The organism is Enterovibrio makurazakiensis, assembly GCF_050336585.1.
In the GTDB taxonomy this organism is placed as follows: Bacteria; Pseudomonadota; Gammaproteobacteria; order Enterobacterales; family Vibrionaceae; genus Enterovibrio; species Enterovibrio gelatinilyticus.
In genome coordinates, this window is sequence record NZ_JAKJSE010000034.1 from 38,828 (window position 1) to 64,210 (window position 25,383).

General features: G+C 48.5%; 20 protein-coding genes and 1 rRNA gene. 8 read left to right on the forward strand and 13 right to left on the reverse strand.

The genetic code is table 11. The features are described 5' to 3' along the window. Positions 1-59: 59 nt before the first annotated feature. The 3 genes from L4D06_RS22440 to L4D06_RS22450 all read left to right on the forward strand — a co-directional run bounded on the left by L4D06_RS22440 (position 60) and on the right by L4D06_RS22450 (position 5,033). Positions 60-1,229, forward strand: a complete 1,170-nt coding sequence (locus L4D06_RS22440; RefSeq protein WP_429741460.1) for a 3-phenylpropionate MFS transporter — start codon at positions 60-62, stop codon at positions 1,227-1,229. Positions 1,230-1,357: 128 nt separating this feature from the next. Then, positions 1,358-4,813, forward strand: coding sequence for a PAS domain-containing hybrid sensor histidine kinase/response regulator (locus L4D06_RS22445; protein ID WP_274166580.1), 3,456 nt, complete (start codon positions 1,358-1,360; stop codon positions 4,811-4,813). Between the two features lies 1 nt (position 4,814). Further along, positions 4,815-5,033, forward strand: coding sequence for a hypothetical protein (locus L4D06_RS22450; protein ID WP_274166579.1), 219 nt, complete (start codon positions 4,815-4,817; stop codon positions 5,031-5,033). 51 nt (positions 5,034-5,084) lie between these two features. On the opposite strand, the gene L4D06_RS22455 is transcribed toward L4D06_RS22450, so the two are convergent. From L4D06_RS22455 to aspA, 8 genes are all read right to left on the reverse strand, one after another. Further along, positions 5,085-5,573, reverse strand: coding sequence for a hypothetical protein (locus tag L4D06_RS22455; RefSeq protein ID WP_429741463.1), 489 nt, complete (start codon positions 5,571-5,573; stop codon positions 5,085-5,087). A gap of 156 nt (positions 5,574-5,729) precedes the next feature. Beyond that, the gene (locus tag L4D06_RS22460) at positions 5,730-7,457 is read right to left on the reverse strand and encodes a sodium:solute symporter family protein (RefSeq protein ID WP_274166577.1); all 1,728 of its coding nucleotides are present in this window, start codon (positions 7,455-7,457) and stop codon (positions 5,730-5,732) included. A gap of 11 nt (positions 7,458-7,468) precedes the next feature. Then, on the reverse strand, positions 7,469-7,741 hold the full coding sequence (locus L4D06_RS22465) for a DUF4212 domain-containing protein (protein WP_028024502.1): 273 nt from the start codon (positions 7,739-7,741) through the stop codon (positions 7,469-7,471). 191 nt (positions 7,742-7,932) lie between these two features. Further along, positions 7,933-8,565 carry a MarC family protein gene (locus L4D06_RS22470; RefSeq protein WP_429741465.1) on the reverse strand — a complete coding sequence of 211 codons (633 nt, stop codon included), beginning with the start codon at positions 8,563-8,565 and terminating at the stop codon, positions 7,933-7,935. A gap of 143 nt (positions 8,566-8,708) precedes the next feature. Next, entirely contained in the window at positions 8,709-9,347 is a 639-nt protein-coding gene (locus L4D06_RS22475) for a response regulator transcription factor (RefSeq protein WP_274166575.1), read from the reverse strand. A gap of 135 nt (positions 9,348-9,482) precedes the next feature. Beyond that, positions 9,483-11,351 carry a protein-disulfide reductase DsbD gene (locus L4D06_RS22480; protein WP_429741467.1) on the reverse strand — a complete coding sequence of 623 codons (1,869 nt, stop codon included), beginning with the start codon at positions 11,349-11,351 and terminating at the stop codon, positions 9,483-9,485. A gap of 201 nt (positions 11,352-11,552) precedes the next feature. Continuing rightward, positions 11,553-12,860 carry an anaerobic C4-dicarboxylate transporter gene (locus L4D06_RS22485; protein WP_429741469.1) on the reverse strand — a complete coding sequence of 436 codons (1,308 nt, stop codon included), beginning with the start codon at positions 12,858-12,860 and terminating at the stop codon, positions 11,553-11,555. A gap of 212 nt (positions 12,861-13,072) precedes the next feature. Further along, positions 13,073-14,533 (reverse strand): aspartate ammonia-lyase, encoded by a 1,461-nt coding sequence (aspA, locus tag L4D06_RS22490; protein ID WP_274166572.1) that lies wholly within the window; start codon positions 14,531-14,533, stop codon positions 13,073-13,075. Between the two features lie 433 nt (positions 14,534-14,966). Between aspA and L4D06_RS22495 the strand changes: the two genes are divergently transcribed. Beyond that, positions 14,967-15,476, forward strand: a complete 510-nt coding sequence (locus L4D06_RS22495) for an FxsA family protein (protein WP_274166571.1) — start codon at positions 14,967-14,969, stop codon at positions 15,474-15,476. A 126-nt stretch (positions 15,477-15,602) separates the two neighbouring features. Here L4D06_RS22495 and L4D06_RS22500 read toward each other — a convergent pair whose 3' ends face one another. From L4D06_RS22500 to L4D06_RS22515, 4 genes are read right to left on the reverse strand one after another with little or no spacing between them, the layout of a single operon-like run. Further along, the gene (locus L4D06_RS22500) at positions 15,603-17,558 is read right to left on the reverse strand and encodes an acetoacetate--CoA ligase (RefSeq protein ID WP_429741472.1); all 1,956 of its coding nucleotides are present in this window, start codon (positions 17,556-17,558) and stop codon (positions 15,603-15,605) included. Positions 17,559-17,566: 8 nt separating this feature from the next. Further along, a complete protein-coding gene (gene maiA, locus L4D06_RS22505; protein ID WP_274166569.1) occupies positions 17,567-18,187 on the reverse strand; it encodes a maleylacetoacetate isomerase in 621 nt (206 codons plus the stop codon). A 13-nt stretch (positions 18,188-18,200) separates the two neighbouring features. Next, positions 18,201-19,199, reverse strand: coding sequence for a fumarylacetoacetate hydrolase family protein (locus L4D06_RS22510; RefSeq protein ID WP_274166568.1), 999 nt, complete (start codon positions 19,197-19,199; stop codon positions 18,201-18,203). 19 nt (positions 19,200-19,218) lie between these two features. Then, the gene (locus L4D06_RS22515; RefSeq protein WP_429741475.1) at positions 19,219-20,355 is read right to left on the reverse strand and encodes a homogentisate 1,2-dioxygenase; all 1,137 of its coding nucleotides are present in this window, start codon (positions 20,353-20,355) and stop codon (positions 19,219-19,221) included. 143 nt (positions 20,356-20,498) lie between these two features. Here L4D06_RS22515 and L4D06_RS22520 point away from each other — a divergent pair, with 143 nt between their 5' ends. Then, the gene (locus L4D06_RS22520) at positions 20,499-20,981 is read left to right on the forward strand and encodes a MarR family winged helix-turn-helix transcriptional regulator (protein ID WP_274166566.1); all 483 of its coding nucleotides are present in this window, start codon (positions 20,499-20,501) and stop codon (positions 20,979-20,981) included. A 13-nt stretch (positions 20,982-20,994) separates the two neighbouring features. On the opposite strand, the gene L4D06_RS22525 is transcribed toward L4D06_RS22520, so the two are convergent. Continuing rightward, positions 20,995-22,362 (reverse strand): MATE family efflux transporter, encoded by a 1,368-nt coding sequence (locus L4D06_RS22525; RefSeq protein WP_429741477.1) that lies wholly within the window; start codon positions 22,360-22,362, stop codon positions 20,995-20,997. A 279-nt stretch (positions 22,363-22,641) separates the two neighbouring features. Here L4D06_RS22525 and L4D06_RS22530 point away from each other — a divergent pair, with 279 nt between their 5' ends. The 3 genes from L4D06_RS22530 to L4D06_RS22540 form a co-directional block, all read left to right on the forward strand. Further along, positions 22,642-22,932, forward strand: coding sequence for a co-chaperone GroES (locus tag L4D06_RS22530; protein ID WP_002541974.1), 291 nt, complete (start codon positions 22,642-22,644; stop codon positions 22,930-22,932). A 44-nt stretch (positions 22,933-22,976) separates the two neighbouring features. Then, positions 22,977-24,614 carry a chaperonin GroEL gene (gene groL, locus L4D06_RS22535; RefSeq protein ID WP_429741480.1) on the forward strand — a complete coding sequence of 546 codons (1,638 nt, stop codon included), beginning with the start codon at positions 22,977-22,979 and terminating at the stop codon, positions 24,612-24,614. 633 nt (positions 24,615-25,247) lie between these two features. Further along, a 16S ribosomal RNA gene (locus tag L4D06_RS22540) occupies positions 25,248-25,383 on the forward strand; the annotation flags it as partial.

Here is a 25,383-nt window from a genome sequence, read left to right on the forward strand (position 1 = left end):
TGAAGTCAGTGCATCTTCAGCTTGCTAGGGGCTCAACCTTGGTAGAAGGATCCGCCAGTTTGAAACGTCATCGTCCCTCCCCATTTCGTTGGCTGTCTATGTATTACGGGACCTTCTTCTTCGCGTTTGGCGTATATCTGCCTTTTTGGTCAGTCTGGCTCGCTTGGCTTGGGCTTTCTCCTGAAGATATTGGCATCGTGCTGGGGGCTGGCATCATGACGCGATTTGTCGTCAACCTGACGGTTACGCCGCGTTTTCATTTGCCAGAGCATTTGCTTCCAGCCGTTCGTGGTTTGGCGTTTCTTGCTACTGTTATTGGTTTTCTTCATCTTATTGCCTCTCCGAATGTGCTGTGGTTAACGGCTTTGTCAGTGATGATTAATGCGGTGATCGGGCCAGCGATCCCTGTTTCTGATGCGTTGGCGAACCATTACCATCGCCGCAAACTGGTGGATTATGGGAAAGCCAGACTTTGGGGGTCACTCGCGTTTGTTGTGGGGTCGACGATCACGGGCAGCATGATTGATACATTTGGGCCTTCTATCATTGTTCCGCTCGCCGCGAGTGCATTACTTATTTCTTGGTGCTGGAGTTTGGTGTCACCCAATCCGTTGCCCAAGAACGAAGCGCTCACGTCCCCGATTAGGCCGCCTCTTATTCAAGTGCTCAAATCACGCAATGTGTTGGTCTTCTTTTTGATTGTCTCGCTGATTCAGGGTAGTCATGCCACTTACTATGCATTTAGTGCACTCCATTGGACGCAATCCGGCGTGTCAGATTTGTGGGTGGGCTATTTATGGAGTTTGGGCGTTGGTGTGGAAGTGTTGATGTTTGCGTTCAGCCAGCGGCTATTTGGGCATTGGTCGGTGCAATCGCTATTTCGACTGGCTGCACTTGCGGTGATTGTGCGTTGGTTACTCACTGGATGGTCGACGGAATTGGGTATTCTCGTGGTTGCGCAGTCCTTGCATGGCGTGACGTTTGGCGTTGCACACCTTGCAGCTATGCGGTACATCCAACAGCAAGTGCCGGAGAACATCATGGCGTTACAAGCACTCTATAGCGCATTGCCGCTAGGAGGTGTGATGGCGGTGTTGACGGTGATCAGTGGTGAATTTTATTCGTTGTGGGCCGGCGACAGTTTTTACACCATGGCACTTTTGGGTGTACCAGTGTTGTTCCTCTCTTTAGGAGCAACAAAAGATACGTCACCAATGAATCGTACTTAGAAGGGTTGATGCAGCAGGGAGGTTGATGCGTCAGGGAGAGATGGCTCACGGCATTCGGAATGCACGTTGTTGCATTTTACCTGCCGTGGTAAATAATCGATTGATAACCGCATGTCATGGAAGGATTTATGTCGGCTGGATGGATAGTGGTGCCAGTGGCACTGGCGTACCTTGGCGTTTTGTTTTTAATTGCGTGGTATGGCGATAGCCGACCGCGTTGGTTGCGCGGCTGGCGTCCGTGGATATATAGCCTATCGATTGCGGTGTATTGTACTTCGTGGACCTTTTTCGGCACGGTAGGGCAAGCATCTAGTCAACCTTGGTCTTTCCTTCCTATCTATCTTGCCCCGATATTGGTATTCACCATTGGATGGCGATTCCTCGCTCGAATTATCCTGATCGCCAAGCGCGAACACATCACCTCCATCGCGGATTTTATTGCTGCGCGTTACGGAAAATCGCAGGGATTGGCTGTGATGGTCACGGTGATCGCCGTACTGGGGATCTTGCCTTATATCGCGTTGCAACTTCGTGGGATCACCATGGGGTTAGATGTCATTGCGCCAGATATCGGTCAAAGTGCAGGGCTGAATCAAGGGCAAGTAGCTTGGCTTGTGTGTATGTCGTTGGCGATGTTCACCGTGCTGTTTGGTACGCGACATATCGATTCTACCGAGCATCACAGAGGCATGATGATGGCGGTGGCTTTTGAGTCTATCGTCAAGCTGGTCGCTTTTTTGGTGGTCGGTGTTTTTGCGGTCTTTTTGTTATTTGATGCCCCCGGCCCTTTGCCGAGTTTAAAAGAAACCAACCTCGTTGGTGAACCTCAGTGGGGAGCTTTGTTAGTACACACCTTGCTCACCATGGCTGCGATTATTTGTTTGCCGCGCCAATTCCATACCATGGTCGTTGAGAATGCTCGCGCCCAAGATTTGCATACGGCGCGTTGGGTGTTCCCTTCCTACTTATTATTGATGGGCATGTTTGTGCTGCCGCTGGCGTATGCGGGGCAGATATTCTTGCCGCACTTGTCAGCCGAAACCCATGTGATCCAATTGCCGCTTTCCACAGGTAATGAAGGCATCGCGTTATTGGCGTTTTTAGGCGGCGCTTCGGCGGCAAGTGGCATGGTAATCGTGTCGACGATTGCTTTGGCGATCATGGTGTCGAACGATTTAGTCTTGCCTCAGTTGCTGCGCAGAATGCGCGTGTCTAACCGCAACTTTACGCAATTTTCTGGCCTTTTGCTCAATGTGCGTCGTGCTTTGATTTTCTTGCTGTTGATTGCGGCATGGGGCTTTTATCAACTGATCCTCGAAGTGCCGTCGTTATCTGCGATTGGTTTTCTTTCTTTCGCGGCGATTGCGCAATTCGCCCCGCCGTTAGTCGCCGGTATCTACTGGCGACAAGCCAATAAAAAAGGCGTGTATGCGGGATTGCTTTCAGGGTTCATCGTGTGGCTCATGACCCTGATGATGCAAACTGGCATGCTGGCTGGGGACGCCAATACCAATATCGTGTTGTGGTTGTTGGCGCCGCCAGACATTCCTTTTTTCCGCTCATTAAGCCCTGTTGATTGGGGCATGGTACTGAGCTTGATGGTAAACACATCCTGCTTTGTGGTGGTGTCGATGGCCACGCGCCCGTCGTTAAGTGAGCGTCTGCAAGCCGCAAGCTTTGTGGGAACGCCATTACCTGAAGGTGATGATTCGAGTTTGTATCAAAGCCGTGTGACGGTTGCTGAACTCGAGATGCTGGCAGCGCGTTTTGTTGGCCGCACACGGATGCGTCAAACTTTCCGCGCCTTTGGTGAGCAACGCGGTGAAGTGCTACTGCCACAACAACAAGCCAGTGCAGCGCTGATTCGTCACACCGAGCGTGTGCTGGCAGGGGTGTTTGGTGCATCGTCTGCCAAGCTCGTGCTGACCTCCGCGCTGCAAGGGCGCAACATGCAACTCGAAGAAATCGCCACCATTGTTGATGAAGCGTCTGAGTTGTTTGATTTTAGCCGAGGATTATTGCAAGGCGCGATAGAGCATATCAGCCAAGGTATTTCAGTGGTTGATAAGCAATTGAGGCTGGTGGCGTGGAACCAAAGATATGTGGAGCTATTCAACTTCCCGCCGGATTTGATTCAAGTCGGCAGGCCGATTGCGGACGTGGTGCGTTATAACGCAGAGCGCGGGCTATGTGGCCCAGGTGAGATTGAAGACCATGTGAAAAAGCGAGTCTCTTATCTTCGTCAAGGCTCCTCGCATACGTCATCGCGCGTTCACCCTGACGGGCGAGTGATCGAAGTGCAGGGTAATCCTATGCCCGGTGGTGGGTTTGTTATGAGTTTCACAGACATCACAGCGTTCCGTGATGCGGAAGAAGCGTTGAAGCAGTCCAATGAAACTTTGGAAGCGCGTGTCGTTGAACGTACTCAAGCGCTAGAGTCACTAAACCGACGCCTGATCAGCGCGACGGCGAAGGCAGAGCAAGCTTCCCAATCGAAGAGTCGCCTGCTTGCGGCGGTAAGCCATGATTTGATGCAACCGATGAATGCAGCGCGCTTGTTTGCATCATCACTCAGTGAAATGGCACAAGATAAGGACGTACAAAAAACATCCTCTCACATTGAGAGTGCCTTGGGTGCAGCTGAAGATTTGATTGGTGATTTATTGGATATCTCCCGCCTAGAGTCTGGCAAGATGAAAGCCAAGATTACTCGCTTTCAACTCGATGAGGTATTTTCCACCCTTGCCGCAGAGTTTGGCATGATCGCCCGTCAGCAGGGCGTGGATTTTCGTGTGCAACACACCGGCTTATGGATTCGATCAGACCGACGTTTACTGCGAAGAGTGCTGCAAAACTTCCTCACCAATGCCTTTCGTTATAACCCAGATGGCCGCGTTTTGCTCGGTGTGCGCCGGCAAGGCTCACAATGCCGCATAGAAGTGTGGGACAACGGGTTGGGTATTCCGGAAGATCGCCAGCAAGACATTTTTAATGAATTTACGCGTATTGACCGTAAAGGCGCTGAGTTGGGGTTAGGGCTTGGGTTGGCCATCGCGCGAGGCATTAGCCATATTCTCAATCAGCCGTTGGGTCTGCGATCTTGGCCGGGGGAAGGAACGGTATTTTCTATCACGGCGCAATGTGACACCGCAGTGCCTCAGTATTGTAACACTGGGGTTGTGGCTGAAGAATCGGTGAAAATTGATGAACCACTTGCTGGGGTTCGTGTGCTCTGTGTGGATAATGAAAGAGACATCTTGTCCGGTATGGAAAGCTTGCTAACTCGCTGGGGCTGCCAGGTTGACCTCGCGGAAGACCTTGATGACGTCGTCAGTTTATTGGAAGGTGGCCTCGTACCGGATGCCATCCTCAGTGACTATCATCTTGCGCCATCGTTAACAGGGATAGATGTACTGCAACGCTGCAGGGAAATACTGGGTGATGATGCGTTTATTGGCGCGATAATCACGGCAGATCGCACTGTGGATACTCGAACATTAATTCGCGAGTTGGGTTTTAGTTATATCGCCAAGCCAGTGAAGCCCTTAAAGCTAAGAACCCTTCTTCAACAAAAAGTGAGCTGACATGGAAGCATTTTCTATACCTAGGTTAGATACTGAAGTTGGCCTTATTCGTGCTGATGGCGCGTGGGATCCATTGACGGTAGATATCCAATTCGCAGAGTTAGCGATGATGAGTACTGATGGCTGGGTTGATGTGACTTTTTGGCTTTCAGAGCAAGAACACGAAGGAAGAGTGGCAGCGGTGGTAAGTGCTGCCAAGCATTATCTTTTGGGTCAATAAACACTGAATTGTTGTTGCGCGTTGTATGCGAAAACGCAACGCGCACTGATGTTACTTATCTTCTGTAAATATTGTTTTGTATTCAGCGAATACAGCGGGAGTTTCGCCGTAATAGAGCGTTTCGCCTGCTTTGACCACCAAATGAATCTCACTTTCTGCTGTTGTAGGTGCAGGAAGGTCGACAAACCATTCTTTTCTATCTTCTTGGGTGACGCTCATGTCGATAGGCGTAGCACTTTTCCCTTCTTGTTGTACCAAACTTATCTTGGCGCCATCCAAAGGAAAATCAGAGACAAGCTTAATAACTAAGGCATTGTCGGTAAGCTGTTCTGAGCGCAGTTTTAGTTTAAAGTCGCCATTTTCTAACGTACAGATACCACTGGTATATCGGCAGTTTGAGCTGGCTACCAACTTGTAAGATTCCCCTTCTTTTGCCGCATGTGGCTTTTCGCTCACGGCGAGATCTACACCGAAATAAGCGATGATGGCTAAGATAGGGGCAACGAGCATTGCGGCAATTATATGTTTGTTTTTTAACATAATAGGTAGGCTATTCGCTTTCATCCTTGGGCTTATGGGCTAAACATACCTTAAAAAAAGCCCCATTAAGGGGCTTTTTAGCGGTAACGTGATGCTTATACCCTTCTTTTTAGAAGCGAGTCGCTTCCTACGCTGCGAGCAGCGAGACAAAGAGGATTAGTGTGACTGTGCATCGCCTGCGCCTGCAGGAATACGCACGTGTTCCACTAGGTCTTTCACGTGTTGTGGTGTTTCTGCTGTGACACGAGAAATTGCAATTGCTACTGCAAAGTTAACCATCGCACCGATTGCACCGAATGCGTTTGGCTCAATGCCGAAGAACCAGTTGCTGCCCCAGTCTTGTAGGTATTTCCAATCAGAAACAAACAAGATGCCTTTGTGTTGGAATACATAGAACAAGGTCACGCTGATACCCGCAATCATACCGGCGATAGCGCCTTCTTTGTTGATGGTCTTCGAGAAGATACCCATCATCAGAGCGGGGAAGATGGATGAGCCTGCCAGGCCGAAGGCGAGTGCCACCGTGCCTGCGGCAAATCCGGGCGGATTGAGCCCGAGGTACCCCGCAAAGGCGATGGCAAAGGCCATAGCTATCCGGCTCGCCATAAGCTCATTCTTCTCAGATATACTCGGCATCAGAACCCCTTTCAAGAGGTCATGCGACACCGCAGAGGAGATGGCCAATAGTAGACCCGCAGCCGTTGACAGTGCTGCCGCAAGACCACCTGCCGCAACCAATGCAATGACCCAGTTAGGAAGTTGCGCGATCTCAGGGTTCGCCAGAACCATGATGTCACGGTCAACTTTCAGCTCGTTAGTTGCAGCGCTTGAGGTGTAGTTGATTTCGCCGTCATTGTTCTTGTCATCAAAACCGAGTAGCCCTGTTTTTTCCCAGTTTTTGAACCAATCAGGACGCTCGTCATAGGCGAGGTGCTGACCTGGTGCAGGGTTAACAGTATCCATTAGATTCAAACGCGCCATTGCAGCAACAGCAGGTGCAGTGGTGTAAAGGATCGCAATGAAGAACAGTGCCCAACCCGCAGAGATACGTGCATCACGCACCTTAGGTACGGTGAAGAAGCGAATGATAACGTGTGGTAAGCCAGCTGTACCAATCATCAGTGACAGGGTGTAAACGAACATGTTAAGAGTGTCACCGCGTACCGATGTGGTGTATTCGCTAAAGCCGAGTTCGGACACCACCTGATCAAGCCGATCGAGCAGATAAGTATCTGTACCTGTCATGGTACTGCCTAAGCCAATTTGTGGCAGAGGGTGACCTGTCAGTTGTAGCGAAATAAAGATAGCTGGAATGGTGTATGCCAGAATAAGTACACAGTACTGAGCAATCTGGGTATAGGTAATCCCTTTCATACCACCGAAAACAGCGTACATGAATACGATAGCCATACCAATGTAAAGGCCTGTTTCGTAGTCCACTTCTAGGAAGCGACCAAACGCAACACCAACACCTTTCATTTGACCGATTACATAAGTGATAGACGCAATAATCAAACAGATAACGGCCACAATTCGGGCTGTGTTTGAGTAGAAACGCTCACCAATAAATTCGGGCACAGTAAACTTACCAAACTTACGTAGGTAAGGAGCGAGAAGCAGAGCCAACAACACGTAGCCGCCAGTCCAGCCCATCAAAAATACTGAGCCACCGTATCCCATGAAGCCGATCAGGCCAGCCATTGAAATAAACGATGCGGCTGACATCCAGTCCGCAGCGGTTGCCATGCCGTTTGCAACTGGGTTAACACCACCACCGGCAACGTAGAACTCTTTCGTTGAACCTGCACGTGCCCAAATTGCGATGCCGATATACAGCACAAACGTGAAACCTACGACAAGGTAAGTAACGGTTTTCAAATCCATGATACAGCTCCTTACTCGTCGTCTTCTACGCCAAACTCACGGTCGAGTTTGCGCATTTGAAAAGCGTAAATAAAAATGATTGCTAGGAAGGTGTAGATAGAACCTTGCTGTGCAAACCAAAAGCCCAATTTATAGCCGCCAATGCGAATTTGATTGAGCTCATCGACAAACAAGATGCCGCATCCAAATGACACCACGAACCAAACGACTAATAGGCCAGCCATTAGCCTGACATTTTTCTGCCAGTACGCTTGGGCGTTATCTCTTTTCTGTTCCTCAGACATCACCATCTCCTTAAGTGACGAGTTAACGGATTGTTACGCTTCGACAATAGCAGCCTAGGTATTAGGAAACACTGCAACTTTAGTCGAGGCGAAAATGGCCGTAACTGCCTGTGAGATAGGGGTTTGTGTGATATGAGACAAACCTTTGGTGTGTTAACGAGTTGTTAACTACGCCAAAGGTCTAATAGTCTTTAGGCTAAGGTGTAAAAGTCGAGGATGCCCTGTAGCAAATTGCTGGTTGCAACAGCTGCAAGGATTAAACCCATAACGCGGCTTATGATGGATGCACCGACATGACCGATGATTTTATGGATAAGATTGGCACTGAGCAGTAGCAACAATGTCGCTACCAATACAAGCAGCATAATACCCGCGGTCATGGCTTGTTCGACGAGGGCAAAGCGATGGTTATCAGTCAGCATGACAATCGCCATCATGGTGCCGGGCGAGGCGATAGAAGGCACGGCTAATGGGTAAACGGCAGTGGCAGATAGATCAGAGCGTGACAGGTTATCATCGCTCATTTTTGTTTCTTGATCGGGTTTGCTTTCACCAAATATCATGGTTAATGCAAACAGTAACAGCACTAAGCCGCCAGCCGCTTGAAAGGCCGGTAGCGGAATTTGCATTGCTTCGAGTAAAAACTGTCCGGCAATGAGAAAAAATAGCAAGATACACGCCGAGATAGTCACCGCTTTAATGGCGACAATACGACGTTGCTGTTTGGTCATGTGGCTGGTTTGAGATAGGTAAACAGGAACGGAGCCAATGGGGTCGATGACAGCCCAAAGGACGACAAATTGAGTGATCAGTGCAGTTAGCAAGAATGGCCTCCTAAACAGGTAGAGAAGGTCAAAAGATGGCTCGCGAGAACAGCGAACTGTGATAAGCAATGTTATCACATGGCGCTGACTGCGGGCTGAATGTAAGAAAAATAACGCGTAAAGCTTGAGTGCTTCGAGGAGAATTAGTGATCGGGAGTGCTTTGCTGCAGCAAGATCACCGCTTGAGTGCGGTTTTTGACCCCTAGTTTACGAAAAATCGCCGTCATGTGTGCTTTGATGGTCGCTTCGGACACATCCAATTCGTAGGCAATTTGTTTATTGAGCAAACCATCAGACAACATACCCAGCACTTTGTATTGTTGCGGGGTCAGAGAGGCGACTTTTTCCATGATGGTTTCTTCGTCGCTATGTCCGCTAAAGTCGATACCTTCGGGGAAGCAAGGTTCCCCATCGAGTACATGATTGAGCGAGTTTATCAGCTCACGCATGTCGCTGGATTTAGGAATGAACCCAACTGCGCCATTGGCTTTGACTTGTCGAACAACACTGGCTTCTTCACTGGCTGAAACCACCACAATAGGAAGCTCGGGATATTGCACACGTAAATGGATCAGTCCTGACATGCCATTGGCACCGGGCATTTTCAAATCCAGCAGCAGCAAGTCAATGTCAGGTTCTTTTTCTAAGAGTGCTGACAAACTGTCGAGTGAATCGGCTTCCAGCAGATTGGCACCACTGATCGCCATATGCACTGATTGAAACAGTGCATTGCGAAACAAGGGATGATCGTCAGCGATGACAATGGTGTATTGAGCGTCCATAGCAATTTCATTAATACGTCTTTAACAAAAAAGTTAACACTCGGTATTAAATTGATCAATTTGCATAGGTGGGAATTAAGAGCTTGATCCCCCGTCATTGGCGGGCAATGTCGTCGGGATCAAGTTTGACTGCAATTAGTTCTGAGAATTAATCAGCTGATTTTGCGCGAGGTGAGAAAGAAAGGGAGCGGGTCTCATAAAGCCCGTTAGTCTCGCATCGGGCATTGGGGCGCCATTCTCATCCCAAAAATCTAGCGTAGGCAAACCGAGAACATTCAGCGACATGAGTAGCTTGATGTCTTGCGGGCGATTTGCTGTTACATCGGCCTGCAGCAAGACAAAGTCGTGTAATTCCGGAGCGACGCTGGGGTCATGAAAGGTGTATTTTTCAAACTCTTTACAGGCTACGCACCAGTCTGCATAGAAATCGAGCATAACCGGTTTTCCTGCTCTTTTGGCTGCCGCCAATTCGCGATTGAGATCTTCCGTTGTCGTTATCTTGATGAATTCCACAGAAGGTATAGCGGCTTTTACGCTGGGTGTGAGTAGCGCGTTATATGTGTAGGCAGCGCCGCCACTTAATCCAAGAATCGCCATGATCCCTAGAGCACTCGCCAGTTTGCCCGGTTGAAGCGTGCGACTAATGTGATAAAGCCAACTTAGATACACCAATAACCACAACGCCCACAACCATACGCTGATGTGTTCTGGTAACAAGCGCTCCAACAGGAAGATTGGGGCTGCGAGTAACACTAACCCAAAGAAGGTTTTCACGCGATCCATCCATGCTCCGGCTTTTGGCAGTAATTTGTTGCCAAACATGGCGGCGATAATCAGTGGAATCCCCATGCCTAACGCCAGTGCGTATAGCGTTACTGCTCCTGTGAGTAAATCGCCACTTTGTGCGACATACAACAACGCGCCAGAGAGAGGTGCTGTAGTGCAAGGTGAGCAGATCAGCCCTGAAATGGCTCCCATCGCAAATACACCGGCGCTGCTGCCACCCTGCTGATGATTACTCATCTCACTGAGTTTGGTTTGAATACTGGCAGGAAGCTGCAAGTTAAACACGCCGAACATCGACAGTGCCAATAACACGAATAAGCTGCTTAACCCCATGAGCACATAGGGATGTTGGAATGCCGCCTGAAACTGCAAGCCAGCTGATGCGACGACGAGGCCTAAAAGGGTGTATGTCAACGCCATGCCTTGCACGTAGAGCATAGAGAGCTTGAACGTTTGCCCGTGTGTTTTCTTGCCTCCACCTAGCACAATGCCAGTCAAGATTGGGTACATAGGTAACACACAAGGCGTGAAAGCCAAGCCAATGCCTAGCCCTAAGAACAACAATGGTTGCCACCAATTGTCCGCTAAGCTGCTGACGTCGGTATTTGAATTTGATGAGGCGGTTTGAGCCTCGACCGTTGTAGGCAAAGTAGAGCTTGAGTTTTGTGTATTCGTCGTATCAAGGGTTGTGGTTTTATTTCCACTACCACTACCACTACCACTACCACTACCACTACCACTACCACTCACGGCACTTAACGGGACAGATATTGTCTCTGGTGGGTAGCAAAAACCTGCGTCCGCACACCCTTGATAGGTCACTTTTAGTGAGCTGTTGTCAGTCGCGTGAACAATCGGCACGGTCACGGTGAGAGGCTTTTTGAAGATAAAGACTTCGCCAAAAAACTCATCGTTGTGAGGTAGGCCTTGGCGCATGGTGAGGGCGCCGATTTTTGCATCTTCACTGGCATTGACCTCTATTTTATCTTGATAGAGGTAATACCCAGGCGTGACTTGCCAATCAAGATAAACGCGATCGCCTTGCTGCGTGAAGTTGAATGGAAACGCTTGATCAGCCGGCATAAATTTGGGGGCACTGTCCATCGAAGGAACAGGTGAATTAAACAGAGAAAATTCTGCATGCGCTGGAAATACGCTGATCAGCGTAAAGGCAAAAAGGGCGAAAAATCGTGAGCCTATCTTTGACATGGCCTTCATTAGCAACCGTTATTCCTAAAAGAGAAAAGAACTATATCACTGAGACCGGAAAAGCCCGAATTCGTTTCAGAAAGTGCCTGTTAATTTTAATCGATGGTGGGCGGTATAGAACGATAGGATGTGCTGCTATAGATAGGTTGTGGCGAGATATTTAAACATAAAAAAAGGCTCCGAAGAGCCTTTTTCTGATAGCTCCTAGAGCTACAACACGATCCCGCCAACGATAAAGCCTAGCGCGACGGAGGTCGTGATAGTCACCACGCCTGGAATGAAGAACGGGTGGTTGAAGACAAGGTTTCCGATACGCGTGGACCCTGTGTCATCCATTTCCACAGCAGCGAGTAAGGTTGGATACGTTGGCAATACAAACAGTGCTGAAACCGCCGCAAACGAGGCAATCGCAGTCAGTGGCGCAACACCAATCGCTAAAGCGGCAGGCATCAGTGCAACCGTGGTTGCGCCTTGTGAGTAGAGCAGCATTGAGGCAAAGAACAACACCAAAGCCAGCATCCACGGGTAGTCAGACAGCAGAGTGCCAGCCACTTCTTTGATGCCGTCAACGTGCGAGTTAACAAAGGTCGACCCTAACCAAGCCACACCCAGCACACACACACAGGCTGTCATGCCTGAGCGAAACGTTGGCGCAGCGGCAATTTTAGACGCGTCAATGCCCGTTGTGAGAACGATGAGTGATGCGGCAGCCAGCATGAATGTCATGATTGCTTCATTGCGGCCCAATGTTGGGTTTTCAATCAAGCCGATAGAGCCTGAGATTGCCGCCGCGTAAGCCACCACAAGAACGATGGCTGTCAGGAAGATGTAGGTCGCTTTTTTAGCTGTTGGCGCGATGACGCGTTTATCCGTTCCTTGAAGCTTAATTTGGCCTTTCGATAAACGCTCTTGATACACAGGGTCGTCTTTTAATTCGCAGCCCATAAAGTTCGCCACGAAAGCCCCCGCCATACAGGCGATGAAAGTGGTTGGGATACAAATCGCCAGCAGAGTGAGATAACCAATGCCAAGTGGCTCAAGGATACCGGAGAAGAACACGACTGCTGCCGAAATTGGAGACGCTGTGATAGCGATTTGAGAGGCGACGACGGCAATAGAAAGTGGGCGAGATGGACGAATACCTTGCTCTTTGGCGACTTCGGCAATCACTGGCAATGTCGAAAACGCGGTATGACCCGTCCCCGCCATCAGTGTCATCAGGTAAGTCACAATCGGCGCATAGAAAGTAATTTTCTTTGGGTTTTTGCGAAGGAAGTTCTCAGCTTTCTCAACAAGCCAATCCATACCGCCAGCAACCTGCATGGCGGCAATTGCGGTGATAACTGACATAATGATCAGAATGACATCGATAGGAATGTAGCTTTGGCTGGTGGGCATTCCTAGAAACAATGACAGTGCGATAACGCCTGCGCCACCGGCTAAACCGATACCAATACCACCGATGCGGGCCCCTAAATAGATAAAGGCCAGAACGACGAATAACTCTACGGCTACCATAGGTAACTCCTACTTAAATAAAACAAAAAACAAAAAACAAAAAAACAAACGGAGTAGCTATCTTCGATGTCGCCCTTAACCATCATTTGAATGGATTTTGGTGGGGAATGTCATACGAGAAAAGCCGCTGCGTTTGTTTTCAGTGTCCAGCCAGATGCTGGCGAGCGATTATAAAAAAGGGTACTCAATGTGAGTACCCTTTTTATCAATACTTAGTTATAGCGTTTCGCTTTGTATTGAGGGTGCATCAAGTTTTCGACAGAGAAGATATCGTCGAGTTGCTCTTCGGTCAGAAGTCCACGTTCAAGGACCACATCGCGAACATTCTTGCCGGTTTCAGCACAGATTTTACCGACGATGTCGCCTTCATGGTGACCGATGAACGGGTTCAAGTAGGTCACGATACCGATTGAGTTAAATACATAGCTCTCACAGATCTCTTTGTTCACCGTAATGCCTTTCACGCACTTCTCACCCAAGTTGATACATGCGTTAGACAGGATCTCAATCGATTCGAACAGCGCTTGACCAATCACAGGCTCCATCACATTCAATTGAAGCTGACCCGCTTCTGCTGCAAAGGTGATGGTGGTGTCGTTACCGATAACCTTAAAGCACACCTGATTCACCACTTCTGGGATAACTGGGTTTACTTTGGCTGGCATGATAGACGATCCAGCCTGCATTTCAGGAAGATTAATTTCATTTAATCCTGAACGAGGGCCAGAAGAGAGCAAACGTAGGTCGTTACAGATTTTCGATAGCTTCACTGCAAGACGTTTTAGCGCACTGTGAACCATCACATACGCGCCGCAGTCAGAGGTTGCTTCGATAAGGTCTTCTGCTGGAGTGCAGTTCAAACCTGTCACTTCAGCCAAACGCTGAACAGCCAGTTGTTGGTAGCCTGCCGCAGCGTTAAGGCCAGTACCAATCGCGGTTGCGCCAAGGTTAACTTCTAGCAGTAATTCAGCGGTGTATTTGAGGTTCTTCTCTTCTTCTTTTAGCAGTACGGCAAACGCGTGGAATTCTTGGCCTACTGTCATTGGCACGGCATCTTGAAGCTGGGTACGACCCATTTTCAGTACGTTCTTGTTCGCGTTGGCAATGCCTTCGAATTCACTTTGCAGGTAGCTGATGGAGTTCATTAGCGTCAGGATGCTGTTGTATACCGCCACACGGAATCCCGTTGGGTATGCACAGTTGGTGGATTGGCTTTTGTTTACGTGGTCGTTAGGGTTAACAACGTCGTAATCGCCTTTCTCTTTGCCCATGAGCTCCAGCGCTAGGTTGGCGATCACTTCGTTGGCGTTCATGTTAACGGAAGTGCCAGCGCCACCTTGGTAAACGTCAGACGGGAATTGATCCATGCACTTGCCAGTGTCCAAAATTAGGTCACAGGCTTTGATGATGTAGTCACCTACAACGGAAGGGATCACGCCAAGCTCTTTGTTTGCCATCGCAGCGGCTTTTTTGGTGAATACCATGCCGCGAACAAATTCAGGGACATCTGAAATGGTGGTGCGAGAAATATTGAAGTTTTCGATAGCGCGTAGAGTGTGAATACCATAGTACGCATCAAAAGGAACGTGACGCTCACCAAGTAAGTCTTCTTCAATGCGAGTAGCAAGATGCGGAGGGATCAGGTTGTTTGCGATATCAATCGTCTGTGACATAGTTTGGCCCTAAAAAGAAACTTATATTGGATAATAATTAGCCGCAAATTTCGCTGTAGAGTCCGTTCGCCAGAGATTTTGGCTGGATGATGATGTGTTTTCATCCGGTTTATACTGTTGGATTTTACTCATCCTTTCCCGCAAAAACATGAGTCAGATCACCAATCAAAACGAAGTGATACGAATTGCACAGTTATGTGATCTAGATCTTCATTGAGTTTGTTTCTCATTGTTTTCCAACGCTATAGAAACGTATTGATACTGTTAACCTCTGTACGATATCGTGGTTGAACTTGATAATGAAAAGAACGCGACGACGAAATGGCGTGAGCGGCGTAAAGCCGAATGAATGGGTGATCTCAACATTCGAGGTTGTGCGGTGTTAGTATGGTCGTGAGCTTTATGACCCTTTGAACGAAAACGAGGTTCCAGCGTGTTTCCTATTTTGCTTTTGATGTTTATTGTCGTTCCTATTATTGAAATTGCTCTGTTCATTCAAGTCGGCGGCGTATTAGGGCTGTGGCCAACGGTTGCTTTGATTCTGTTGACCGCGATTGTGGGTGCGTCTTTAGTTCGTAGTCAGGGGCTACAAACGCTGCTGACGGTCCAACAGCGAATGAACCAAGGCGAATTACCCGCGCAGCAGATTGTTGAAGGGGTGATGCTTGCTGTAGCTGGTGTGTTGCTGCTTACTCCAGGATTTATGACGGATGCAATGGGCATGGCCGTGCTTTTACCGTGGCCGCGTGCGTGGTTAGCCAAACAATTTATGAGCCGCGTGAAGGTGGCGAGTTTCCAAAGTGGATTCCAGCAACAAGGTCCGTTTGGTCAAGGCCCATTTGGGGGGCATGACAATGGTTCCTCTCGTGACGGCTCTGGTAATGGCAGTACGTTTGAAGGTGAGTATCAGCGAAAAAATGACGATAACGATCGCCTGAATTAGCCGTATTGAAAAAACGCCCGAACGGGTCAGTTGAACGGTGCGTTTAGATACGACAAAGCCAACCTTTCGGTTGGCTTTGTGCTTTATTGACCGCAGCTAAATGCATTCACGCGGCGAGACAAGCGGTTATTCCTGTAACTCTGGTCTGTCTTTAAATTGATCGAGAGACTCAGGGTTATCTAGGGCGCTGAGCTGTGCAACAGCACGGCCATGAACGACGTCTCGTACTGCGAGTTCAGCGAGCTTACCTGACTTAGTGCGAGGAATGTCGGTAATGGCAACGATTTTGGCGGGTACATGCCTTGGTGTGCAGCTGGTTCGAATCGTAGAGCGAATTTTCCGTTCTAAGTTGTCACCCAAATCGACACCGGGTTTAAGCTTAACAAACAGCACCACACGCACGTCGTTTTGCCATTCTTGCCCAATCACCACAGAGTCGATGATTTCATCCAGTTGATTGACGTGTCGATAGATTTCAGCGGTTCCTATGCGCACGCCTCCCGGGTTTAAGATGGCATCTGAGCGGCCGAAGAACACCATGCCACCTTCTTTTGTCAGCTCGACGTAATCGCCGTGAAACCAGATGTCTTCAATTTTGTCCCAATAGGCTTTGTGGTAGCGTTCGCCGTTCGTGTCGTGCCAAAAGCCAACCGGTTGATTGGGAAAGCTGTTGCAACACACCAGCTCTCCTTTTTCCCCGCTAACGGGCTTGCCTTCGTTGTTGAACACTTCGACGTCTAAGCCAAGTCCACGCACCTGACTTTGACCTTGATATACGGGGGAGATGGGGCTTCCCAATACAAAGCACCCACAGATGTCTGTGCCGCCGGCAATGGAGCTGAGCTGCACATCTTTCTTAATGTCTTTGTAGACATAGTCAAATTGCTCCGGTGCCAACACCGAACCTGTTGAGCATAGGGCTTGAAGGCTGGTTAGTGAGTGCTCACGCATTGGTGAGTAGTGTTGTTTTTCTAGTGCTTCGAGGTATTTGGCGGACGTACCAAACAATGACACTTTTTGGGCGTCTGTGAGACGCCACAATACGCCAGCGTCCGGATAAAATGGTGACCCATCAAACAGCACCAGTGTTGCACCGCTTGCCAATGCGCTCGCTAGCCAGTTCCACATCATCCAACCACAGGTGGTGAAATAGAAGACGCGGTCGCCTGCTTTGACGTCAGAATGAAGTTGATGCTCTTTCAAGTGGTTGAGCAGCATGCCGCCCACACTATGAATAATGCATTTCGGTTTGCCTGTTGTGCCGGAGGAATACAGCACATAAAGCGGATCGTTAAAGCCAACACGCGTGAAGGTGAGTGGTTCTGCTTGCTCTGCCAATATGGCACGCCAGCAGGTTTCGTCTTCATTGAGCGCAGTACCGCCAACATAAGGGATCACGACCATATGAGTGAGGTTGTCAACGCCAGCGCGTACTGATCGTGCCTTGTTGATATTGTCGTGAGATTTACCGTTGTAGTGGTAAGCATCGGTGGTAAATAGCACCTTAGGTTGGGTCTGACCGAATCTATCTAGCACACTGTCTGTGCCAAAATCGGGAGAGGTGGATGTCCAAATTGCACCAAGTGATGAGGTGGCAAGCATGGCGACAACGGTTTCGGCGATATTGGGTAGATACCCAGCGACAACATCTCCTTTCTGAACATCGCAACGCTTTAAGTAGGCGGCGACGCAACTGACCTGTCGAACTAATTCAGCCCACGATACCGTGCTGGCTTTTTCATCCTCGCCGGAAAAGACAATGGCGTCTTTGTCTGGCATGTCTTTTACCCATTGCAGGAGATTCTCTGCAAAGTTGAGTTTTGCATCTGGAAACCAGCGGCTATTTTTGTTCGGGTCGGTGTCGGGTTTATCAACGATGCGTTCGCCTTGATCGCCTACTACTCCTGAAAACTGCCAAAGTGATTGCCAAAATGCTTCACTGTCTTTGATTGACCATGCGTACAGTTGGTCGTAATTGGTGAGGCTTAACCCGTACTGACCGTTTATCGTGTTGATAAAGTCTGTCAGGTTAGCGTTGGCAATTCGCTTTGTGCTGGGTTGCCAAAGAGGCTGATGTGGCATGCTTGCTCCTAAACATTATCTGGATGCGCCAGCTCAAAGGCAGGTAGGGCCAGGCAGCGCTGTTCTATTTCTTTTAGTGTTGGGTAAGGAGCCAGATCAAGATTAAATCGCCGGGCATTAAACAGCTGTGGGACGAGGCAAATATCAGCGAGTGTTGGGATATGATCACAGCAAAACGCGGTTTGCGTATTCTCTACTTTCTTTTCCACTGCACTGAATCCAACACGGAGCCAATGCAGATACCAATCTAGCTTTTCGTCCTCACTGTGCCCCATAGGGCCTGTTAGGTGTTTGAGTACCCGAAGGTTGTTCAATGGATGGATATCACAAGCAATGTCTAACGCGAGTGCACGGCATTTGGCTCGTGCTGCGTATGCCGCGGGCAACAAGGAGGGGGAAGGGTAGGCCTCTTCCAAATACTCTATGATTGCCAGCGATTGTGTCAGTGTTTGTCCGTTGTCGACCAAGGTTGGCACTAACCCGCTAGGATTGAGGGCTGTATAAGCATCACTTTTTTGGTCGCCATCGAGTAAAGACACACAATGGGACTGATACGTCAGCCCCTTAACATTGAGCGCGATACGAACACGGTAAGAGGCTGATGATTTTGGATAGTCATAGAGCTTCACTGCGTGTTCTTCCTCACTTTCCTTGTTCGGCTATCTGGTAGGGGACAACCGTTTGTTCAATCCGTCCGAAGATTGAACGACCTTCCTTGTCATGCATCTCGATACTGACCTTATCACCATAGAGCAGAAACGGTGTTTTTGGTGCTCCAAGATCCAGAATTTCCAACATTCGTCTCTCTGCAATGCAACATGATCCTTTTGAACGATCAAGATTCGATACGGTGCCAGAACCAATGATCGTTCCCGCGCTCAACGGTCTGCTTTTGGCGGCATGCGCAATCAGTTCGGAAAAATCGAACGTCATGTCGACACCTGCGTTTGGTGCACCAAAAGTATCCCCATTGAGTTGGACGTGTAATGGCAAGTGAACTTTGCTGCTTTGCCAACTATCACCTAATTCATCGGGTGTGACGGCAACGGGGGAAAATGAAGATGCGGGTTTAGATTGAAAAAAGCCAAACCCTTTTGCAAGCTCGCCAGGAATAAGGTTTCTCAATGATACATCGTTGACCAGCATCAGCAGTTTGATATGTGTTGATGCGTCGGAGACAGAGGCTGCCATCGGGGTATCGTCAGTGATAACGGCGACTTCTGCTTCAAAATCACAGCCCCAGCTTTCATCACACAACTCGATGTTTTCGCATGGTCCAATAAATTTATCGGACATGCCTTGGTACATCAAAGGATCGGTCCAGAAGCTTTCTGGCATATCTGCGCCACGCGCTTTTCGCACTAGCTCAACATGGTTGACGTAAGCACTGCCATCAGCCCATTGATAGGCTCGGGGCAGCGGGGATGCACACTGGTTTGGATCGAAAACAAAACGCCCTGATACAGTGTTAGCATTTAGCGCGTCATATCGTGCCTGCAACAGGGGTGAAAGTGTTGCCCATTCATCGAGTGCATCTTGCAGCGTGAAGGCAATATCTGAGGCATCAACCGCTTGAGATAGATCGCGAGAGACAAGGATCAGTTTTCCGTCGCGGCGGTGTTTTAGGGAAGCCAGTTTCATCATCTATTCCTTTAGTTGTTTAACCGCGTGGCGGTGTTCGCCATGACTGAACGTAGTCGTCAATTTCGGTGTTTTTGGCGGCATCGCCCAAATCTAGTGGCATCCGGGTATCAATCATTACAGCCACTTCATCAGTTTCTTTTTTTGTTGCTTTTGCGCCAGCGGCAAAGGCTTTTGGATGTGGTCCATGAGGAAAGCCACATGGGTGATGGGTGACCATGCCGGGGTGAATGTTGTCTCGGCTGAAGAAGTTACCCTTGTGATAGAAGATCACTTCATCGTAGTCGTCGTTGTTGTGATAAAAGGGCACCTTTAGTGCGCCGGGGTCGGATTCAATGGGGCGGGGGACAAAGGTACAAATGACAAAGCCGTTGGCAACAAAGGTGGTATGGGCTGACGGCGGTAAGTGATAGCGATGGCTCATGAGTGGGCGAATATCCCGCCAATTTAGTCGAAGCACGGTGAGTTCACCTTTCCACCCTACGGCATCAAGTGGGTTGAAAGGATAGGTGATGCGGTTCATTGCTTCGCGAGACTTGAGATAAACCTGCCAAGGTTTAACGTCTTGCTGCTGTGTGAGAAAGGCGTCATCGATCTTCGGGTATTCAAGCATTGCAGGATCGAATACAGCGTGATCGCCGACGATTCCGCGCTCCGCGGTCATGTAAGAGCCGTGGGTTGCTTCTATCATCAACATGGTCACAGGAGAATCAGGTTCTATGCGCCAATTGGTAGATCGAGGAATGATCAGGTAGTCTCCATCCCTAAAGCGTAGGTGGCCATAATCGCAATACAGTGAGCCTGACCCCTCATGAATAAAGAGGCAGTCATCACCGTCCCCATTTCTGACGAGATATTCCATTGATGACGTGCAACGCCAAATACGCACTTTAACGTTGGCATTGGACAGCAGCAGTGGTGCTGCTAGCGGGTTATCACCAACGTCTTCTAAGTTATTGGTGTCAAAGGCATGAGGGCGAAGCTCGCCTTCCCATTCCATCCAACCCGTAGGTGCATGCTGGTGATACATATGTGTTGCGGGCCCGAAAAAACCCTCTTTTCCACACTCTCTTTCAAATGTTCCTTCGGGTAGGTCGCAGTGCGCCTGCCTTGAGGTATTGCCTTCGTTGATGGGGAATGAAAACCACTTTCTCATCGTCCCTCCTCAGCACTTTAACGGTTCGATATTGGAATATAGTTTCATTTGAAACTATATTAGCGTAGTGCGGGATTGGGAAATTTGCCAAATGGAATGGCAGTTTTTATATATCAATGGAGAGATTGTGTTGGTGGACAGTGATGGATAAAGAGATGTTAGAAGCAGATCCGTTTCAGCTGGATGACTTTTTACCTTATAAATTGGTTAAGACCGCGGCACATGTGGCAGATTCACTGGCGCATATTTATGAACGGGAATTTGGTCTTAGCCGAGCGCAGTGGCGGATATTGGCTTCGCTGGGGGCAAGGGAAGGGATTAAAGCCAAAGAGCTCGCAGAAGAGACAAGTTTGGATAAGGTCAGGGTATCGCGAACGTTAGTAGAGATGGAGCAAAAAGGCTGGGTGAGTAAAGAACGAGATGCCAAGGATCAACGTGCGGCGTTTTTACATCTGACTGATAAAGGTAAACAGCTATATGTTGAAATTCTTCCCAAGGCGCGAGCATGGGAGAAAGGGTTAATGTCTGGGATCGAATGGCAAGAATACCAATCATTTTTAAAGACACTGGACGCTTTATTGGAGAAAGCGGGTGGCGATCCTCGTCGCACGATTAGAGAGCCTTGAGTTTTTGCGGCATTTAATGAGTCTCGGACGACGAGGTATGCGCCATATCGGTCATGCTGCGCCGTCTTAATTGCAAGGCCATGATGTAGGCGATAATTCCTGCAATACCATTGGCAACAGCGATGCCAATGAACATGCCTTCTGTGCCATCAATCATGCTGCCAAACCATGCCATAGGCAAAAGCAGCACAAATAACCGAACCAAGTTCATCGCAAATGCCAGCATTGGCTTTTTCATCGCATTCAATGCACTGACTAGCATCATCATGACACCTTGCATGCCATAACTCACTGGCACAACAATCAGGTAGTGCCATAGCTTGTTCTGTACAGCAGGCTCTTGACTGAATATCGCAGCGATGGGGGAGCTGAGCGGCACCATGGCGATAAATACAATGAACTGAAACAACACGGAAAAACGCATGGCTCGAAATAATGCGTCGAAGGCGCGAGATGAATGGTTCGCCCCAAAGTTCTGTGCCATTAATGGGGTGAGTGACGAAGTCAGTGCCATCATAACGATAAGCAGCAAGGACTCTACACGCTGTGCCGCGCCGTATGCTGCGACTGCTGCTGTGCCTTGAGCAGCAAGTAGTGCCATTAGAATAGCGCCAGACAGTGGATTCAATGCATTTGATAGTGCAGCAGGTGTGCCAATGGCGAGGATATCTTTCCAATCTTGAAGTAGATAGCGAGTTGATGGGGGCGCCAGCAACTTTTCCCTCTTTATTAGTACATACAAAGAGCAAAGCAAGGCGCCAGCCCAACTAATCCCACTGGCAATCGCCGCACCTTGAACACCGAGTTCGGGGAATGGGCCCAATCCGAAGATTAATAGTGGATCAAGCAGGCCATTGATAAGGCCTGCCAGAATCATGATCTTGGCGGGCGTTCTGGTGTCTCCTGTGGCGCGAATGGCTGAATTCCCTGCCATGGGTATCACCAGTAATGGAATCGTCAGATACCAGACGTTCATATAATCATGGATGAGGGAGAGTAGGCTCTCGTGTGCGCCGAGCAGTCGAAAAAGTGGGTCGATAGTCAAAAGGCCTATCGCGCTCGCACAGATAACTAACAGTACCGCCAGTATCAAACCGTGGCCTGATATCCTCGCTGCGTCATTCATTGCTCGTTTACCCAATGAACGTGCAATGCACGTCGACAGCCCGACACCAATTCCCATGGTGATGCAGTTTACGGCAAATGTAATCGGAAACGTAAAGCTGACTGCCGCCAAGGCGTCGGTACCCAACAAGGATATAAAGAAGGTATCAACAAGGCTAAATGCCAGAATCGCGACAAGGCCAAATACCATTGGGATAGTCATGTTCTTTAGCACTTGGTCGATGGGGGCAGTTAATAGGCCGTGTTTATCCTTCATACCACTCTCGGATTGTTGTTTTCTTCAAAGAGATTGAAGAAAGCGGGAATATTGAAATCGCTGGATGCCCCATCGTTATCGTTAAAGGCAGGGCTACCCTAATAGATAGAATGTGATGCCGCAAAAGGTATTCGGCAAAAAAACGGAAAAAAGTTGCAAGATCCCCCTTGGGATTGAGATAACCCATCCCCACTTAAGAGGTACTTTGGAAACAACAGACGCTGTGGTTTCCTCATTTATTTCCCCTATGGATCACTACATTAATTCAGGAGACGACCAATGAACATTCGTCCACTACATGACCGAGTAATCGTTGAACGCCAAGAAGTTGAATCAAAATCTGCTGGTGGCATTGTTTTAACTGGTTCAGCTGCTGAGAAATCAACTCGCGGTGTTGTGCTAGCAGTAGGCAAAGGCCGTATCCTTGAAAACGGCAATGTTCAGCCTTTGGACGTTAAAGTTGGCGACACTGTTATCTTCTCTGAAGGTTACGGCACCAAAACTGAAAAGATTGATGGTAAAGAAGTCCTGATCCTGTCTGAAAACGACATCATGGCTATCGTTGAGTAATTACTATTTCACTGAAGAAACAGATTTTATAAAGGAAGAGAGAAATGGCAGCTAAAGACGTTAAATTTGGCAATGATGCTCGTACAAAAATGCTGGAAGGCGTAAACGTTCTAGCAAACGCAGTAAAAGTGACCCTTGGCCCTAAAGGTCGTAACGTAGTTCTGGACAAATCGTTCGGCGCTCCGGTTATCACTAAAGATGGTGTATCTGTTGCGCGTGAAATTGAACTGGAAGACAAATTCCAGAACATGGGCGCACAAATGGTTAAAGAAGTTGCATCTCAAGCTAACGATGCAGCAGGCGACGGTACAACCACTGCGACTGTTCTTGCTCAAGCTATCATTGCAGAAGGCCTGAAAGCTGTTGCTGCGGGTATGAACCCAATGGATCTTAAGCGCGGTATCGACAAAGCAGTGATTGCTGCTGTTGAAGAACTGAAAGCGTTGTCTGTTCCATGTGCAGATACCAAAGCTATCGCCCAAGTAGGTACTATCTCAGCTAACTCTGATGAGACTGTCGGTACTTTGATTGCTGAAGCGATGGAAAAAGTTGGCCGTGACGGTGTTATCACTGTTGAAGAAGGTCAATCACTACAAGATGAACTTGATGTCGTTGAAGGTATGCAGTTTGACCGCGGTTACCTGTCTCCTTACTTCATCAACAACCAAGAGTCGGGTTCTGTTGATCTAGATAGCCCGTTCATCCTATTGGTTGATAAGAAAGTATCAAATATCCGTGAACTGCTACCGACTCTGGAAGCAGTTGCGAAATCTTCACGTCCTCTTCTTATTATTGCAGAAGACGTAGAAGGTGAAGCATTGGCAACTTTGGTTGTGAACAATATGCGCGGTATCGTGAAAGTGGCTGCTGTTAAAGCGCCAGGTTTCGGCGACCGTCGCAAAGCAATGCTGCAAGACATCGCGACACTAACTGCTGGTACTGTGATTTCTGAAGAAATCGGTATGGAACTAGAGAAAGTGACGCTAGAAGACTTAGGTCAAGCGAAGCGCATTACTATCACTAAAGAAACCACCACTATTATTGATGGTGCAGGTGATGAAGTGTCTATCCAAGGCCGCGTTTCTCAAATTCGTCAACAAATCGAAGATGCGACGTCTGACTACGACAAAGAGAAACTGCAAGAGCGCGTTGCGAAATTGGCAGGCGGCGTTGCAGTCATCAAAGTTGGCGCAGCAACTGAAGTTGAGATGAAAGAGAAGAAAGACCGCGTAGAAGATGCACTGCACGCAACACGTGCTGCTGTAGAAGAAGGCGTGGTTGCTGGTGGTGGTGTTGCACTTATCCGCGCAGCAAGCAAAGTTGTTGACCTTCAAGGTGACAATGAAGAACAAAACGTAGGTATCCGTGTAGCACTTCGTGCAATGGAAGCGCCTATTCGTCAAATCGCGCTAAACGCGGGTGATGAAGATTCTGTCATTGCAAACAACGTTAAAGCTGGCGAAGGTAGCTTTGGTTACAACGCAGCAACTGGCGAATACGGCGACATGATTGATATGGGTATCTTGGATCCAACTAAAGTTACTCGTTCAGCACTGCAATTTGCAGCATCTGTAGCTGGCCTTATGATCACCACTGAAGCAATGGTGACAGAACAGCCTAAGCAAGATGGCCCAGCAATGCCTGATATGGGCGGTATGGGTGGCATGGGCGGCATGATGTAATCATCCCGTTTAAGCTAAAAACACTAAAAGCCCGCGCAAGCGGGCTTTTTTCTATATAAAGAAAAGGTTATTGACCGCTTTTTGAACGTAACCTCAAAGATCCGCATTTTTAGTAGATGGCCGATGTGGTTTGTCTTAGAAAATTTCCGTGCAGAACCCGCCAACTGTGCTTTACTCAATACTCTTTGTTCATAAACTCGTCAATAAAACGAAATCTTGATGTAGCAATGATCAAATTTCCAGATCTTGATCTACCAAGATCGCAGTGATTATTGTGTGTTTTTTGAACAAAAGTGGCGTTTTTGGGTGTTATATAGACATTTGACCACGAAAGTGTGATTTTTTTCATAAAACTACTTGCACGATTTTCTGAAGTCCCTATACTGCGCCCCATCGACACGGAACACGGCGAGTTAAGCCAGTGACCAAGTCAACGTTCTTTAACAATTTGACCTATACAATCTGTGTGGGCACTYGTACTTGATAGACATAAGATTTATCAATGAACTGAGTGACCCAAGATGGTTGAGCTCTTCGGAGTRAYACTATCAACACAGTCAATGCAGTTTTGCCTTMGGGCAAAAAAGTAATTCAGTATTCATTGAGCGTCACTTTCGRGTGACAACAAAATTCTAATTGAAGAGTTTGATCATGGCTCAGATTGAACGCTGGCGGCAGGCCTAACACATGCAAGTCGAGCGGTAACATTTCAAAAGCTTGCTTTTGAAGATGACGAGCGGCGGACGGGTGAGTAATGGCTGGGAACCTG